Genomic DNA, 15,903 nt, shown 5'->3' on the forward strand with positions numbered 1-15,903 from the left:
AACTGTACACGGGTACGATAGCAGCACATACTGACCCGTTCTCGGCTACTGAGAACCGCTGTACAGATAGAGGATAGCTGGGCGACAAGTTACGCTTGGTGAAGACGAATGAGCACCGAACTGTCAACTCCAACCACCGGTGGACCAGCTATTGAGCGCCGCCCAGACCGCCTACGCGCGATCCTCGTTGCTGTCGGTCTCACGCTGGCTGCGGTTGCGATGACCGCAGTCATGGGTATCCCACTCGGTGTTCTCGTGATCACGTTAGACGTGCCTCTCAGTTCGGGCCTGTTCCTGATCGGACTGTTCGTCGGGAACGCTATTGCGTTCGGCCTAGTCGCGGGAATTTACTTCTACCGATGGGGCGAGAACCCCACCGTCGCAATCCCTCGGACGGAACTGCGACTGATCGTTAGCGTGGCGGTCGTCTCGCTCGTCGTCGGGCTCGCGTACCCCGTTGCAGTCTCGTTGTTCGGCCTCGGAGCGCCGAGCACGCTGGTCGGTAACGCGATTCTCGCGGAGCCGTTGTTCTTCTTGGTGTATGCCGCGCTGTCGATTCTCGTCATCGCACCGGCCGAAGAGTGGCTGTTCCGCGGCGCGATTCAGGGCCGACTCCGCCGTGCGTTCGGAGCCCGCGGAGCTATCGTGGGCGCGAGCGCGCTGTTCGGGTCGCTCCACTTCTTCAACATCTCCGGTGGTCTCCTGCCGGCGGTCGTGGGCGCGTCTACAGTGTTCGTGGTCGCGATGCTCTGGGGCTGGGCGTACGAGCGAACCGGCAACCTCGCCGTCCCCATCCTACTTCACGGCCTGTACAACACCGGCCTCGTCACGGTGGCGTATCTCTCGATCGTTGCCGGGTTCTGAGCGCCGCGCGACGCCCTCGTCTTTCGATTCGGCCCCGGTTGACATCGGGTTCTCCCGGTATACCACCTTCGATTAGCTGGACGTTCGACGTTCTCTCCACGCGAGAACGTCCCCATCACAATATGCTTGCGGATGGCCCAGTTTTACGTGAGGAACGGCTCATGGATTCCCCGAACGTCCACTCCGATGCTCGTCGTCCGCTTTCGACTCCGGTCGTCGTCGGACTGCTTCTCGCGCTGTTTGGCATTCCACTGATCGGTGAACTGAACTTCGCCACCCGGTTCGGTGTCTCGACCGTGGGGGCGTACCTCGTGAGCGACCTGACCAAGTGGGCGGTGGTCGCAGGCCTGATTGCGCTCGTCGTGTTCTGGGAAGACCGCCCGCTAACCTCCATAGGGCTCGAGATTCCAGACATTCGCCAAATTGCGGTCGCTATTGGCGTCGGTCTCGGCGCCGTCGTGCTGGGGTTGCTGGCGACGGGAGTCGCGGTTGTCTCACTAGGTCTGGGACAGCCAGACGCGCTGTCGGCGGTCAGTCGACTCCCTCTCTGGGTGAAAGTAATCCTCGTTGTCACGGCGGCTATTACGGAGGAACTGGTGTGGCGTAGCTACTCGATCGAGCGACTGACCGAACTGACTGGTCGGGTGTGGGTGGGGGCGGCCGTCAGCGCGGTCGTTTTCCTCGCTATCCACTTCCCGGCGTGGGGACTGATAGGCGCAATCCCCCAAGCGGTCTTCACGCTCGCACTCGTCGGCGTCTACGTTTGGAGTCGGAACGTCGTCGTCAGCGTCGTCACCCACGGCGTCATCAACGCGCTCATGATTCTCGTGCTGCCAGTGGTTCTCTGAGACGAGCACCACCACCGGTGCTCTGTGCGTATCCCAAGACCGAAGTTGTCGAGAGACGACAGATTCGACTACGTCGCTTTTGGTTACGGACAGAGCAACTCATGACGAGACAACTCCCGTACCCACCTACCAAGTAGTAAGAATCGTCACACGAACTCTCCCGGTTCGTCACTAACAGTTACCCGTGAGCTCTCCCGACGAACCACCGTCTCTCGCCGACCGTTCGACACCTCCACCGAGTCCCGTTCGACTCGTCGCCACGGGCCTCGTCGCGGCAGCAATCGGTATCGCGAGCACGATCATCGTCGCCGCGACCACGGTAGCAGTTCTACCCGATACCCTCGTCGGCGTGGGATCGCTCGTCGCCGTCGCTGTCGTTGCGGGTCCGGTCGGTCTCGCGGTCGGTATGCGGTCTCGCGAGCACTGGATCGGACCGACGATCCTCGCGGGAGGGCTGCTCGGGGGCTTCCTGTACCTTCGCGGTCAGGCGTTCGTGATGCAGGGTCAACCAATCTCGTATCCGCTCCTCTTCGGGCTCCCTGGGGCCGCCCTCTCTGTTGGGAGCACTCTTGGAGGTGGATGGGTAGGTAGTCGTGCTACCATTGTTCGTCGACTCGCACCGTCGCGGCTGTCGCCCCTTACTCGCGCGGGGCTAGTCGGTGCCGCCGGTTGGACCGTCGTCGAACTCCTCTTCGGGGTCGGCGCGGCCGCGACCATCGGATCGACAGTCGACAACACGTTCGTTGTCGTGCTCGTCGCGACCACCGTTGGCTTTCCTTTTGCGGCCGGGGTTGTAGTGTGGTACGGCCGTCGTGCCGGAATCGCTCGCGAGGACTTGGACTATCGGACCACTAAACGCACCGTAATCGTTGGAACAGCAGCGGGGCTTGCGACCGCCCTTGCCGTTCAGGCCACCGGATTCGCCGTCACGTCGGTAGCCGGGACGGAGGCAGCGAACGCTGCGTTCGGCTTCTTACTCGCTGACCTCGAAGCGGGAGTGTGGGTGTTGGTGCTGTTCACGTTCGCACACGGGGTCGTCGCTCCTTTGACCGAGGAACTGGCGTGGCGCGGCATCGTTCAGACGGCACTGGTTGAGGCGCGTGGACCAGTGATCGGTATCGCCGTCACCGCGGTACTGTTCACAGCCAAACACGCAATACTCGACGCGTCGTTCGCACGGGTACCATCCGTTCTCGTTCTTGCTGTCGCCCTCGGTCTCGCGCGACACCGATGGGGAACGATCGCGAGCACGATCATCCACGTTGTCGTCAACCTCGCGAGCGTTCTCGGACTCGCGATACTCGTGTTCGGGTAACGTGGTCGGTTCGCTGATGTCGTCGGTCTCAGGACCAAACCGACACTGGTTCTTGATCCAGTCACTGACTTACCAACGTAGCGCCTGTCTAGCCCACCCCCGTAGTGAGTCGCCAGCGGTCGTTGGAGTCTTGCCGATCATCCGCCTCTGTCGGGATACGCGGAGAAACGAGGTCAGGCGTGCAACTCCCGAGCCAGACTCGACGAGAGCAGTCCGGCACAGCGTCTATCGGAGCACACATTTTTGTCGCATGGCATACAATTCCTCGGCCCGAGGTGACTCGATGACTTATAGCGCCCGCGCTTGCTGCGTCCGTATTGTCGACGAAGGTGAGAGGAACTCCGAGCGGGACGATGGCGACTGAGGAAGCGTCGGGCATCGGAGAAGACGTCCCAGTCACGCATATCGCCGCGTTCGTCGCTGTCACTCTCACCGTGAGTGGAGCGGTTGCGGCAGCAACGATCGTCGACACGGTCTCCGGCGTGACGACGATTCCGATCATGATCACGCCCGCGCTGATGGCCATCGTTCTCCGTCGGGTTCAGGGTCAGTCCGTCCGGCGGACAGTCGTCGGGTCGCTCCGAGGGACGACGCTCAGATCGGTGGCGTTCGCGGTCAGTTTTCCGGTCGTCTTTATCGCCGTCGCCGCCGCCGTCGCGCTCACGAGCGGACTCGGTACGTACAATCCCGGAGGCGGTGAATTCAGTTACGTTGGGCCACTGTTCCTCTTTCCGGTATTCCTGCTGTTTGCAGGGGTGCTCAGTTACGGTGAGGAACTCGGTTGGCGGGGATATCTCTTGCCGGAACTCACTGACCGAGTCGGTCCGGTGGCGGCCACCGTGTTAGTGGGTGTCGTCTGGGCGCTGTATCATTTCCCGGCGCTGTACTTCGGCGCACAGGCGACCGGTCTCGGCGACCCAGTAACGACGTCGGTCATTCAGATGGGTGCGGTGTTGGCCGTCGCTGCGTTCCCCTTCTCGTACGCCTACTACATCTCGGACGGGAGCGTACTCCCCCCGGTGATACTCCACCTGACGTGGAATCTCCTCAATCCGTTTGTACTTGGGAACGTCTACACGAACGTCGAGGGATTCATCGCCGGACAAGTGATCCTGATCAGCGGCGAAGGGTTACTCGGACTAGTTATCGGAATCCCGACACTCTTTGTGGTTGCACTCCTCATTCGCCAGCGACGGTTCTTTGGGACTGCCGTGCGGTCCGACGGGTAGCGCGTCACCGCCGTGGGTTTTCGCGGTATCGCCGGTTCCAGTCGTTTCGGGCTTGTTTATCCGGGGTCACACCCACGTCCCGATACCGGGCCAACTGTTCGTAGGAGCGAGTCGACCTTCTTCTCGATCCGGAGTCGACGAACCTTCGCTGTCTTCTTGATAGCGCTGTCCCGGATCCACGCGACGCCACAGCGCATACAGACGACTGCGAGCACGTTCGTCCGAACTCCACGGTCTGTCCGCACGAGTTACACAGAAACGGATAGGCTTCGCCACTGTCGTCGCGAGCGTTGTTCGCATATCCAGCGGGACCGAACCCGGGAAGCAACGACTCCTGTTGGCGGAAGTCACCAGCGAAGGCCTCGCGGACTTCTGCGCGAGAGCGTGGGTTACTCCACGACCAGAACTGACGCTGTTCAGGATCGTCACTGACGGTGTCGACGTCGAGGCGTGCGAGCGTCCGTTCGATGACGTCAATGACGCGGTCGGGGTCGGCGCGACGACCGCTTTCGTCCGACCATTTGGACTCCTCGTCGGAGTCCGTCACCGGAGAACACCTCGGATACTCGGTGAAGGAGAAGCAGCATACAACGGGCGCTCAGAGGGGTAAGAGTTAAGATAGTAATGGGGTCGGAGGGATTTGAACCCCCGATCGACTGATATCTCCGGTCTGCGCCTCGGAACTCCAGAGGGTCGTCAACACGACCGATGATCAGTCGGTCGCTCGGTATATCAGTCTGGAGTTTCGTCCCGGGCGCGTCGCCTCTGGAGTCAGTCGCCATGCCGGGCTTGGCCACGACCCCGCGCTGCATCTCCTCGTATGGCGATTCGACTTAAAGGAATTTCGATTGGCGGTCGCCGGTCTCAGTCTCGGTCGGCGTCGGACCAGTCGCACTCCTGGCACTTGTACGCGGTGACGAACTCGGTCACGCTCGGCATGTAGCCCACGGAGATGACGTTCTCGCCGCACTCCGGACAGTCCATCTCGGCGTCCTCGATGGGTTCGGCTTCGAGCGGCTTCTCCCCCTCGACCAGTTCGGCGAGTCGTTCGGGCGTGACCATCCGTCCTTGGACGACACGATTGCTCATACGCGGTGGACGGCCGGGACGGTGGTAAGTCCTCCGCGTTCGTGAGAGAGTAAAAGAGTCGGTCAGGTCAGAGCCACGGCGCGCGCGAGTCGCTCTCGGCCGGGTAGCCGTAGCCCGCGTCGCCACCGCCGTCCTCCGCGTCGTTCGACACCTCGTTCTCGGCGTCGGACGCCGACTCGTCGCGGTTGCCGCCGTCGGCGACGGCCGAGGGAACGGGCACCTCGCTCGACTCGACGGGGTCGTCGTCGGATTCGAGTCCGTGGTCGTACTCCTCGACCGACTCCGCGGCGGCGGGGTCGTACGCGAACAGGGCCGTCACGCCGAGGACGCCTAGCGCGATGGGGCGGTCCGTGGGGAGGACGCCCAGCACGTCGATGGCGAGCATCCCGAGCGCGACGGAACTGCCGAAGCGGAAGCGGTCGATGTCGACGGCGCCCCGCAGGCGCGGGCCGAACAGGGCAACGGCGAGGGCGAACGCGACGCCCGTCCCGGCCGCCGCGACGGCGTGCAGGATGACCGTCGGGTCGGGGTTCAGTATCAACTGCGCGCCCGACGGTTCGAAGCTGGCGACCAGCCCGAGGCCGATGATGACGCTCGGCGAGGGGAGCTTCTCGCCCACCTCCGAGGACGCCGTCTTCGCCGCGACGGCGAGGATGACCAGACCGGCGAAGCGGTGGAACACCTCGAAGTTCAACAGCGTCTTGATGGTCTCGGCGAACGCCGCCTCCACTCCGGCGACGGGGAGCAGTACCGCGCCGAGGATGAGGACGGAGGTCATCTGCTCGCGGCGCGTTCCCTCCATCTCGGCGAGGATGACGGCGACGGTGGCGGACCCGCCGAAGATGAGCAGTCCGGTCTGGACGATGCCGACCGGGGTACTCAGCGCCCCCGCGATGACGAGTGCGGGGAAGATGCCGTCGACGAGAGGCAGGGCCATCACGGTGGCCAGGAGGCGCGTCGCGCCACCCACCTGCTGCTCGAGGCGAAGTGCGACCGGGTGTTGTGAGACGCTCATTCGATGCTAGCGGCCGTCACCATCGGCCAGACGGCGATACGGACGCAAGCCACGCTCGTCGGTGGCTCGTCCGAGTACTCCGAGCGTCGAGAGGGTCGGGAGACTGCGTTTCCCGAAATTAAATGTCCGCGCCATCGCTGTAATGGTAAAGAGCATGCCGGAGTCGAAACTCGTCTGACCGGCGATACGCGATGCAGCGGGACACGCGGAGTCCATACCTGCACACAAACGCAGTAAACTATTAAAATTTGTGTGAGACCGTTGGGCATGGGGGCCGATACCTTTCGGCTACATTCTTAAATCGGGCTACGATACGTCAGTTCCGGCTCGAATAACTGACGAACGTTCGATGAGCGCTGGCGGTTCGGGTGAAAATTGCGTGGGCGTCGGGTTTCGACGGCCACACCACCGCTCGTTTCGTCGTCCAGCACCACACAGATATACTCGCACGTGCACATCTGCTGGAACGTGACTGGCAATACGTTGCATAGCCGTGGTGTCTCGCAACCCTTTTGTCGGAGGAGTTTGGACGATTTACATGGCGAACGACGTTCCCGATTCAGGATCCTTCTCGGAGAAACTGCAGGTACCAGAGGCGCTGACGTTCGACGACGTGCTGCTTCGACCGATGGAGAGTCGCGTCGAACCCGACGACGCGGACGTCTCCACGCGTGTCTCGAAGAACGTCGAACTCAACCTCCCCGTCCTCTCGGCGGCGATGGACACCGTCACCGAGAGCGACATGGCCATCGGCATGGCGCGTGAGGGTGGCATCGGCGTCCTGCACCGCAACATGGACGTCGAAGCGATGGTCGCGGAGATAGAACGCGTCAAGCGCGCCGACGAACTCGTCATCCGCCGCGAGAACGTCGTCACCGCTCGCCCGACGCAGACGGTCCGCGAAGTTGACGAGATGATGGAGCGAGAGGCGTCTCGGGTGCGCCCGTCGTCGACGACGACGACGTCGTCCTCGGCATCATCTCCGGCACCGACATCCGCCCGTACCTCGAAGTCGGCGAGTCCGACGAGGTGCGCGAGGCGATGACGGACGAGGTCATCACGGCCGAACGGGAAGTGACGGCCCGCGACGCCCTCGAACTCATGTACGACCACAAGATAGAGCGCGTCCCCGTGGTGGACGACGGGGGACACCTCGTCGGACTGGTCACGATGCAGGGGATCCTCCAGCGTCGCGAACACGAGAACGCGGCCCGCGACGACGACGGACGCCTCGTCTGCGGCGTCGCCGTCGGCCCGTTCGAGGCCGAACGCGCGGCCGCCGCCGACGAGGCCGGCGCGGACGTCATCTTCATCGATTGCGCGCACGCGCACAACCTCAACGTCCTCGACAGCGCGCGCGAGATAAAACAGCGCGTCGACGCCGACGTGGTCGTGGGCAACGTCGGGACGCGCGAGGCCGCCGAGGCGGCCGTCGACTTCGCCGACGGGTTGAAAGTCGGTATCGGTCCCGGTTCAATCTGTACGACTCGCGTCGTCTCCGGCGCGGGCATGCCCCAGATTACGGCCGTCGCCGAAGTCGCCGACGTGGCGTCCCGCGAGGGCGTCCCCGTCATCGCCGACGGCGGCATCCGGTACTCCGGCGACGCCATCAAGGCCATCGCCGCGGGTGCCGACGCCGTGATGCTCGGCTCGTACTTCGCCGGCACCGACGAGGCGCCCGGCCGCGTCATCACGATGAACGGCAAGAAGTACAAGCAGTACCGCGGCATGGGCTCGGTCGGTGCGATGAAGTCCGGCGGCGGCGACCGCTACCTCAAGGACGCCGACGACGACGAGGAGTTCGTCCCCGAAGGCGTCGAGGCGGCGACGCCCTACAAGGGCACGCTCGCCTCCGAACTCCACCAACTGGTCGGCGGCATGCGCTCCGGGATGGGCTACGTCGGTGCCGAGACGCTGCCCGGGTTCAAGGAGCGAGCGGAGTTCATCCGCGTCTCCAGTGCGGGCCAGACCGAGGGCCACCCGCACGACGTGATGATCACGGACGAGGCGCCGAACTACAGCCCGAAGAGCGAGTGAACGACGCACCACGCCCGGTCTGAGCGAGTGGGCCGCGCCGGCGCACACCTCCATCTCCGTCTCTCGCCCCCCGTCGTGTACGGTGGCTGTACCCGAGACGATGAACGCGCGCCTCACGGCCTGTGGGCCGAGTTTCTTCGACGGACCGTCTATTTTCGGTGTGTTACAACACCAGTAGTATCTTCGGAACAATGATGACAATTGGGGAGAGACAACAGTCCAATCCATGGACTCGACCGAGTTGCGGGACGCACTCGAGGATGCCGGCCTCTCGCAGTACCAAGCGGAGGCGTACAACACGCTTCTCACACTGGGTGCGGCGAGCGCAACGGAGTTGGCGGACGCCAGTACGGTTCCGACCGCGCGCATCTACGACGTGCTCAGAGACTTAGAGGCGAAGGGGTACATCGAGACGTACGAACAGGACAGTCTCCACGCTCGCGCGTGCGACCCGGAGACGGTGCTGGCGGACCTGCGCGGGCGAGCGTCGATGCTGGAGACGGCGGCGGACGAGATAGAGGACCGGTGGGAAGCACCCGAGGTGGACCGCCACATGCTGAGCATCGTCAAACGCTTCGAGACGGTGTTCCAGCGGGCGGCGTCGCTCGTCCGCGACGCCGAGAACGAGGTGCAGTTGTCGGTCACCGTCGACCAGTACGAGGAGCTGAAGCCGGCGCTCAGAGCGGCGCTGGAGAACGGCGCGATAGTGAAGGTGTCGCTGCACACCGACCCCGACGAGGACGCCCCGTCGTTCGAGGACACGGACTTCGAGGGCGTCGTCACGGAGGCGCGGCACCGGACGCTCCCGACGCCGTTCGTCCTCCTCGTGGACCGCACGCGCACCTGTTTCTCGCCGCACGCCCACTCGCTGAACGAGTACGGCGTCCTCGTCGACGACTACACGCTCACGTACGTCTTTCACTGGTACTTTCAGACCTGTCTGTGGGAGGTGTGGGACTCCGTCTACTCCGAACGAGGCGACGAACCGCCCCTCGCGTACGCGGACATCCGGCGGTGCGTCCGGGACGTCGAGCCGTTGCTCTCGGCCGGCGCAACCGTCCGAGCCACCGTGGACGGGTTCGACACGACGACGGGAGCGTCCGTGGAACTCACCGGCGACATCGTCGACATCCACTACTCGGGGGCGTCCGAGGCGAACGGTACGCCCGCCCTCTCCCAGTTGGCCGGGCAGGTGTGTTTCACGCTCGCGACGGCGTCGGGAACGTACAGCGTCGGTGGCTGGGGTGCGGTCCTCGAAGAGGTGGAGGCGACGCGGATCACCCTCACCGAGGTGGGCGAAAATGAAAGTTTCGAGGCCTGAATCGGTTATTACGCTCTGTAAGAATTGGGCCACAACGTATAAAACCCCTGAGTCACCACCCTTTGGCAGAGAAGATGAAGACCGGGAACGTAGACATTCACGTCGGTCTGAATAAGGGGTATCTTGATATGGCCTCGCGCTTCATTCGATGACGTGCGTGTTCCCGCAACACCACAACAATACAAATGAGTGCTGACCAGCCGCTCGTGCTCATCGTGGAAGATGAGCCGGACCTCGCCGACCTGTATGCTACTTGGCTCAGAGAGAACTGTACCGTCCGCGTCGCGTACGGCGGTCACGAGGCGCTCGACGAACTCGACGAAGACGTCGACGTCGTCCTCCTCGACCGCCGGATGCCGGACCTCTCTGGAGACGAAGCCCTCGCGGAGATACGAAATCGCGGGTTCGACTGCCGCGTCGCCATGGTGACGGCCGTCGAACCGGACTTCGACATCGTCGCGATGGGGTTCGACGACTACCTCGTCAAGCCCGTCTCCAAGGAGGCTCTCGAAGAGACCGTCGACAACCTCCTCCGCAGGAACACCTACAACGACGGCGTTCAGGAACTGTTCTCGCTCGCCTCGAAGAAGGCGCTGTTGGAGTCCGAGAAGGAGGCCACCGCGCTCGAGGAGAACGACGAGTACCAGGAACTCGATACGCGCCTCACGGAACTCCGAGAGGACCTCGACGAGACGCTCCAGCAGTTCGACGAGGAGCGCGACATCGCGGCCGTCTACCGTGACCTCGGCGACAACTCCGCGTTCGAGGACCTGAACGGCGAGTGAACGACGCGGCTGGTTCTGCCCTCCTCCGTCGAACGTTCTTCGAGTGACGACGTTCTGCCGCTAAAAACGGTCTAGAGAACTGTATATTCTCTGTAGCGGTTCCTGTGGCTTTGTTTGTTAGTAATTCGACGTAAATTGAGTTAATTTCATATCAGAACTACTCGAAAATATTCAATTACACGGCGGTTCTCGGACCATACGTCATGTCCGAAAACGACACGAACGCAGTCGCACAGTACCTCGCCGACCACCCTCGCATGATGGGCGTCCTGTTCACCATGCTGCTGCTTCTCTCGCAGGCCGGGTCGGTCGCCGCGGGGAACCACGTCGGAATTTCCGGTCCCTGATCACACCGAATCAAGACTGAACTCGTCACTCCAGTGGAGTGAATCTCCAACGACGATTGGAATAGTCTCGAGCGACAGAAATTCTTGCAGCTCCATCTCCGTAAGTGTGAATGTGTCCGCGATACCGGAAGACAGATAGTACAGTTTGTCACCCGGCAGGAACGGCTGTACCAGCGAACCCATTCCGAACTCTGCCGCCGGATACGTCCGATACAGTACCTCGAACTGATCCTCAGCCGTCCGTTCGACTTCGATAGAGTTGGGGAAGGCTGCCTGCACCTGTGCGATAGGATGCCCACCGTCACCCACGACCAGATAGTCGCTTCCAACGACGCTATCCTCACTCGCGAGGTTCAGTGAAGTCCGTATCGGGAATCCCTGATTCAATAGCCGCGCGAGCATCGACCCCACCTCGACGGCGCTGCTGTTCACCACGTCGTCGAGCGTCACGATGCCCGCGATGGCGCCGGCGCGATGAGGCTCATCCCCTGTTCGTAGGAGCGACAGGCGTTGAGCAGGAACGCGTCCATCCCGACGTCGCTCAGCGTGGACGCGTCGAGCGTCCCGTCGGCGCACTGGAAGCCGTCGGTGTCGATGTGGCCGATGTAGTGGAAGAAGTCCGTCTCGGCGGCGAGCGTCTCGCGGAGTTCCGCCCGCGTGAGTTCGTACTGGACCTGCACGTCGAACGGGAGTTCCTCGCGGGAGCCGTACACCGCCTCCACGTCGTCGCGTTCGTCGGCCATCCGCGGGTCGTTGCAGACGACGGTGATGGCGATGTCGCCCTCCGTCGGCGACCGGTACAGCCGGTTCCGGTAGGCCTGCAGGGAGGCCTTGCTCGCGCCGATGGGCGTTCCCTGTCCGAGCCACGCCTGTTCGAGGGACTCCGTGTCGCCGGGCTGGACGTAACTCCGCTCCGGCAACGAGGCGGACTGGGCCGCACTGCGCGTGAACCCGCCGTCGGTGACGCTCGGCGACGACCGGAGGAACGAGTCGACGGCCGCCGCCTGCGTCGTCGAACTCGCACCGGCGTTCGCCTCCGGCGTCCTGACGATGGCGAGGTCGTTCGCGACGAACGGGAGGAGTTCGACGTTCTCCGCCGTCGGCGTCACGTGCGTCGTGAGCTTCCACTCGGGGACGTGGGGCGCGACGGTCTCCCACGGAATCGCCAGATACGCCTCGACCTGTTCGGCCAGCGACCGGTCGTACAGGTCGGCGAAGTCGAGGCCGAGTTCCGACTCGACCGCCCGTCGCTCGTGGAGGTCCACTTGATAGTAGCCCTCGGTCCGCGTGAGGCAGTCGAGGAAGAACGTCTGTTTCAGCACTCGCGCGACCGTCCGTTCGTACCCCACGGGACCGTCGAGGTCGTACGTGAACCCGCGGTCCGTGCGGAGTCGCGGCGTCTCGCCCGGGACGACGGTCGCGCCGAGGTAGTACGAGAGCGGCGCGGCCGCGTAGACGTGGTGGTGCGTCGCCGGCAGTTCGAGCGTGACGCCCGTCTCCGGCGGCGTCAGGTCCGCCGGCGCTCTGAACTCGTTCCCGCGTTCGACCAGCGGGGGGTGGCCGCGGAGCGTCGGATACGACCGCTCGGGCGAGGTGGTCTTCAGCGCCGACCCGAGCAGCGACACCGCTCGCATCATCGACTCGGGGTCGTCCGGCGTCGTAATCGTCGCCGCCGGCCGCTTGTGGTGCGACCGGGCGCCGACGAGCACCTCCGTCTCGCCGCCGAACGAGATGCTCGTCTTCGTCGCGTCCGACGCTATCGACACCGGCGCGTCCACGCGGACGTACGTCTTCACCGGCGCGAACAGTTCCAGACTGTACGTCCCGTCGGGGAACGTCTCCGAGGCGAAGTGCTCGGTCTGGCCGAGCATCTGCCCGTCGTCGTCGCGGACGCAGACGGAGACGACGTTCTGGAGGTCGAGCCGGTCGGTTCGGAATCTGACCGCCGCGTCGGCGGGGAACCAGAACGCGCTCGGGTCGGCCGGCGTCGGTTCGACCACCGACGGCGTCGAGAGTTCGAACGTGTGCCGTTCGATGGGGTCGGAGACGACGACGCCGTCACCGCCCGGAGCGCTGTCGAGCGAGAGTTCCAGATACGTCTCGGCGCTCTCGAACGCCGGCGAACTCTCAGGATTCTCGAACCGTTCCATCATCTTCTCAGTCTCCGTTCACGAGTAAAAGCGTGTTGGTAGTTCACACTCGACAGGTGGTGAAGTCCGGACATCAGACGACGAGCCACTCCGAGGTGAGCTCTACGTCCCGGAAGTGCCACCGCTGCTGTAACTCGGTCCCGTCGAGTCGGAGTTCGACCACCGCGTCGAACAGGGGTTCGAGGACGCGAACCGCCTCGTCGTCCAGTTCGCGGGGGAGCCAGAAGTGGCCCATCCCGTCCACGGACCGGACGTGGTTCGCGAGGACGTGCGAGAACCGAAACGCCGTCTCGAGGTCGCACTCCGCGAGGAGGACCGGCAGACAGTCGAACGCGAGGCGAAGTTCGGCCGGCGCCAGTCCGCCTGCGATGCTGTCGAACTGCGCAATCGTCTTCGCGACTTCGCTACCCAACTCGACGACGTCGCCGTCGACGCGTTGCGCCAGCGGGTCCCGTGCGGGGGGCGAGTCCGTCGACGACTCGGGACCGGGGGGCGAAGCGGTCGAGTCGTCCGTGCAGACGGCCGCCGCGGTACTGCGAGCGGGCGCCTCGAACTCGACGATTCGGGTCCACTCCGGCGTCCGTCGAGGAAGTCCCTCCAATCGGCTGTCCTGACAGTCGGTGACGCCGGTCACGATGAGCCGACGTCTGTCGCCGTCGCCGAGCATCCGCGCCGACGCCCGCCGGTAGACGTCCGCCGGAACCGACCCGACGACGAGAAGTGCGCTGCCGCGCCGTTTGAGGTCGTCGAGGGCCGAAGCGAGTTCCGGAGCGTCCGACCGAGCGTCCGCCCCGCCTCCGGTATCCATTCGTCTCTAGTCACGGAACCGGTGCAAATAATACTTTGCGTATTTGATGAGTCTGAAAATCGGAGACGTCCTCGAAGCCGTTCCCGCGACTGAGAGGCTGAAGAGCCCCTGAAGCACAGTTCTTCGGTTGCAGTTGACGAATAGGACGTGGAACGCTCGCTCTCGCTGCGACGCCAGTTATCAAAGTCGATACTCAGGAGTGGGCTCGAATCCGACCACGAATGGCTGTCTCCGCACGGGTCCCGACCGTCGTCACGCCCGCGCGAAGACGGGGCGGCCCGACGGTCTACTCCCGCACGAACGATTCGATGCGGTTCAGCGCCTCTTTGAGTTCTCTCATCCCCGTCGCGTACGAGACGCGGAGGTGCCCCTCCCCGCTGTCGCCGAACACGCGACCCGGGACGACAGCGACCCTCTCGGTCTGCAGGAGGGCTTCGGCGAACGCCTCGTCGTCTTCCCACCCGGGCGGGCACTTCGGGAAGACGTAGAACGCCCCTTTCGCCTCGAAGCAGTCCATCCCCATCTCGTTGAACCGGGAGATGACGAACCGCCGCCGTCGGTCGTACGCGCGGCGCATCTCCTCGACCGCGTCGTCGCACGACCGGATGGCCTCCAGCGCGGCGTACTGCGCCGTCGTCGGCGCGGAGAGCATCGTGTACTGGTGGATGCGGTTCATCGCGTCGACGACGGCGGCGGGACCGAGGGCGTAGCCGAGGCGAAACCCGGTCATCGCGTAGGCCTTCGAGAACCCGTTGAACACGACCGACCGCTCGCGCATCCCCGGAAGCGTGGCGATGGAGACGTGGTCGTCCTCGTACCGGAGCGCGGCGTAAATCTCGTCGGAGAGGACGAACAGGTCGTGTTCGCGCGCGAAGGCGGCGACGTCGGCGAGTTCCTCGCGCGACATCACCGCGCCCGTCGGGTTGTTCGGGTAGCAGAGGACGAGGACGTCCGCCTCCGCCGCGCCGGCCCGTTCGAGCGCTTCGGGCCGGAGCGCGAAGTCGTCCTCGGCGCGCGTGGGGACCGACAGCGGTTCGCCCCCGGCGAACGAGACGGTGGGTTCGTAGGAGATGTACGACGGTTCGGGGACGGCGACGGTGTCGCCGGGGTCCACGAGGGCGCGCATCGCCAGGTCGACGGCCTCGCTCGCGCCCGCGGTGACGAGTATCTCGTCCTCGGGGTCGTACTCCTGTCCGTAGCGTTCGACCCGGCCCGCGATGGCCTCGCGGAGTTCGCGCATCCCGCGGTTGGAGGTGTAGGAGGTCCGCCCGCGTTCGAGCGAGTCGATGGCGGCGGTCCGGGCGGCCCACGGCGCGGAGAAGTCGGGTTCGCCGACGCGAGGGAGATGACGTCGTCCATCTGCTCGGCGACCTCGAAGAAGCGGCGGATACCGGACGGTGGCGTCTCGCGCGCGAGCGCGGAGAGGTAGTCGCTCATGGCGAGAACGTGAGCCGGTCGTCCTCGTCGCCGTCGCCCATCTCGATGCCGCGGTCCTTGTACGTCTCCATGACGAAGTGCGTCACCGTCTGCGTCACCTCCGGGATGGGGGCGACCCGTTCGGAGATGAAGTTCGAGACGTCGTGCATCGAGTCGCCCTCGACGACGAGCGCGAAGTCGTAGTCGCCGGAGACCAGTCGGAGCGACGTCACCTCGGAGAACTTGGCGATGCGGCGCGAAATCTCCTCGTAGCCCGTCTCGCGGTCGAGTTCGACGTTCAACTCCACCATCGCTTCGACGTGTTCCTCCTCGACGCGGTCCCAGTCGACGACGGCCTGATAGCCCCGAACGACGCCGTCGTCCTCCAACTCGTCGATGAGTGCTTCGACCGCCGCCGCGTCGAGACCCGTCTGTCGAGCGATGTCCTCCGGGCTCTCGCGAGCGTTACTGAGCAGCAGGTCGAGCAGTTCCCGCTTGTCGTCCATACTACCGGAGTTGCGCCCCCTCGTGAAATGGTTTGCTCACGCCGCAAGCTTGGAGGCCGCCCCCGGACGGAGCGACGACGATTCGCTCGATTCGCCCCTCGGCGACCGCCGCCCGAGAGACGACCGCCACGGCCTCGGACCTCAGACGGCCGCTTCGACGGGAGACCTGTCAC

Annotated in this window: 12 protein-coding genes, 1 tRNA gene and 3 pseudogenes; 8 read left to right on the forward strand and 8 right to left on the reverse strand. The window is 64.3% G+C overall.

From position 1 onward, the window contains the following. Positions 1-108 precede the first annotated feature (108 nt). The 4 genes from GJ632_RS03455 (at position 109) to GJ632_RS03470 (ending at position 4,256) form a co-directional block, all read left to right on the forward strand. Positions 109-864 (forward strand): CPBP family intramembrane glutamic endopeptidase, encoded by a 756-nt coding sequence (locus GJ632_RS03455; protein WP_191452095.1) that lies wholly within the window; start codon positions 109-111, stop codon positions 862-864. A 161-nt stretch (positions 865-1,025) separates the two neighbouring features. Further along, positions 1,026-1,712, forward strand: coding sequence for a CPBP family intramembrane glutamic endopeptidase (locus tag GJ632_RS03460; RefSeq protein ID WP_197427858.1), 687 nt, complete (start codon positions 1,026-1,028; stop codon positions 1,710-1,712). Positions 1,713-1,896: 184 nt separating this feature from the next. Further along, the gene (locus GJ632_RS03465) at positions 1,897-3,027 is read left to right on the forward strand and encodes a CPBP family intramembrane glutamic endopeptidase (protein ID WP_191452097.1); all 1,131 of its coding nucleotides are present in this window, start codon (positions 1,897-1,899) and stop codon (positions 3,025-3,027) included. Positions 3,028-3,380: 353 nt separating this feature from the next. Next, positions 3,381-4,256, forward strand: a complete 876-nt coding sequence (locus tag GJ632_RS03470) for a CPBP family intramembrane glutamic endopeptidase (RefSeq protein WP_191452098.1) — start codon at positions 3,381-3,383, stop codon at positions 4,254-4,256. Positions 4,257-4,260: 4 nt separating this feature from the next. On the opposite strand, the gene GJ632_RS03475 is transcribed toward GJ632_RS03470, so the two are convergent. From GJ632_RS03475 to GJ632_RS03490, 4 genes are all read right to left on the reverse strand, one after another. Continuing rightward, positions 4,261-4,803 (reverse strand): hypothetical protein, encoded by a 543-nt coding sequence (locus tag GJ632_RS03475; RefSeq protein WP_191452099.1) that lies wholly within the window; start codon positions 4,801-4,803, stop codon positions 4,261-4,263. 78 nt (positions 4,804-4,881) lie between these two features. Continuing rightward, positions 4,882-5,059 (reverse strand) — tRNA-Trp (locus GJ632_RS03480). Between the two features lie 61 nt (positions 5,060-5,120). Next, positions 5,121-5,345 (reverse strand): DUF5795 family protein, encoded by a 225-nt coding sequence (locus GJ632_RS03485; protein WP_089806333.1) that lies wholly within the window; start codon positions 5,343-5,345, stop codon positions 5,121-5,123. Positions 5,346-5,412: 67 nt separating this feature from the next. Continuing rightward, positions 5,413-6,360 (reverse strand): DUF5794 domain-containing protein, encoded by a 948-nt coding sequence (locus GJ632_RS03490; protein WP_191452100.1) that lies wholly within the window; start codon positions 6,358-6,360, stop codon positions 5,413-5,415. Positions 6,361-6,898: 538 nt separating this feature from the next. Between GJ632_RS03490 and guaB the strand changes: the two are divergent. The 4 genes and pseudogenes from guaB to GJ632_RS21860 all read left to right on the forward strand — a co-directional run bounded on the left by guaB (position 6,899) and on the right by GJ632_RS21860 (position 10,850). After that, a pseudogene (gene guaB / locus GJ632_RS03495) lies at positions 6,899-8,397 on the forward strand (IMP dehydrogenase). Positions 8,398-8,623: 226 nt separating this feature from the next. Continuing rightward, positions 8,624-9,718: a TrmB family transcriptional regulator gene (locus tag GJ632_RS03500; RefSeq protein ID WP_191452101.1), complete on the forward strand. Its 1,095-nt coding sequence runs from the start codon at positions 8,624-8,626 to the stop codon at positions 9,716-9,718. A gap of 185 nt (positions 9,719-9,903) precedes the next feature. Next, positions 9,904-10,503, forward strand: a complete 600-nt coding sequence (locus GJ632_RS03505; protein WP_191452102.1) for a HalX domain-containing protein — start codon at positions 9,904-9,906, stop codon at positions 10,501-10,503. A gap of 203 nt (positions 10,504-10,706) precedes the next feature. Then, a complete protein-coding gene (locus GJ632_RS21860; RefSeq protein WP_197427859.1) occupies positions 10,707-10,850 on the forward strand; it encodes a hypothetical protein in 144 nt (47 codons plus the stop codon). Here GJ632_RS21860 and GJ632_RS03510 read toward each other — a convergent pair. From GJ632_RS03510 to GJ632_RS03525, 4 genes and pseudogenes are all read right to left on the reverse strand, one after another. Next, positions 10,851-13,003 (reverse strand): annotated as a pseudogene (locus tag GJ632_RS03510) (hypothetical protein). 70 nt (positions 13,004-13,073) lie between these two features. Further along, positions 13,074-13,808 carry a hypothetical protein gene (locus GJ632_RS03515; protein WP_089806319.1) on the reverse strand — a complete coding sequence of 245 codons (735 nt, stop codon included), beginning with the start codon at positions 13,806-13,808 and terminating at the stop codon, positions 13,074-13,076. A gap of 286 nt (positions 13,809-14,094) precedes the next feature. Beyond that, positions 14,095-15,245, reverse strand: a pseudogene (locus tag GJ632_RS03520) (pyridoxal phosphate-dependent aminotransferase). Continuing rightward, positions 15,242-15,730, reverse strand: coding sequence for an Lrp/AsnC family transcriptional regulator (locus GJ632_RS03525; protein WP_089806315.1), 489 nt, complete (start codon positions 15,728-15,730; stop codon positions 15,242-15,244). The pseudogene GJ632_RS03520 and the gene GJ632_RS03525 overlap by 4 nt, the downstream one beginning before the upstream one ends. Between the last annotated feature and the right edge of the window lie 173 nt (positions 15,731-15,903).

It is taken from the genome of Halogeometricum sp. CBA1124, assembly GCF_009741955.1.
Classification (GTDB): domain Archaea; phylum Halobacteriota; class Halobacteria; order Halobacteriales; family Haloferacaceae; genus Halogeometricum; species Halogeometricum rufum.

Excerpts from the sequence above, each read along its gene's own strand:
- GJ632_RS03505 (WP_191452102.1), top strand. The coding sequence starts at position 9,904 with ATGAGTGCTGACCAGCCGCTCGTGCTCATCGTGGAAGATGAGCCGGAC.
- GJ632_RS03460 (WP_197427858.1), top strand. The coding sequence starts at position 1,026 with ATGGATTCCCCGAACGTCCACTCCGATGCTCGTCGTCCGCTTTCGACT.
- GJ632_RS03470 (WP_191452098.1), top strand. The coding sequence starts at position 3,381 with ATGGCGACTGAGGAAGCGTCGGGCATCGGAGAAGACGTCCCAGTCACG.
- GJ632_RS03500 (WP_191452101.1), top strand. The coding sequence starts at position 8,624 with ATGGACTCGACCGAGTTGCGGGACGCACTCGAGGATGCCGGCCTCTCG.
- GJ632_RS03455 (WP_191452095.1), top strand. The coding sequence starts at position 109 with ATGAGCACCGAACTGTCAACTCCAACCACCGGTGGACCAGCTATTGAG.
- GJ632_RS03515 (WP_089806319.1), bottom strand. The coding sequence starts at position 13,808 with ATGGATACCGGAGGCGGGGCGGACGCTCGGTCGGACGCTCCGGAACTC.
- GJ632_RS03485 (WP_089806333.1), bottom strand. The coding sequence starts at position 5,345 with ATGAGCAATCGTGTCGTCCAAGGACGGATGGTCACGCCCGAACGACTC.
- GJ632_RS03490 (WP_191452100.1), bottom strand. The coding sequence starts at position 6,360 with ATGAGCGTCTCACAACACCCGGTCGCACTTCGCCTCGAGCAGCAGGTG.
- GJ632_RS21860 (WP_197427859.1), top strand. The coding sequence starts at position 10,707 with ATGTCCGAAAACGACACGAACGCAGTCGCACAGTACCTCGCCGACCAC.
- GJ632_RS03525 (WP_089806315.1), bottom strand. The coding sequence starts at position 15,730 with ATGGACGACAAGCGGGAACTGCTCGACCTGCTGCTCAGTAACGCTCGC.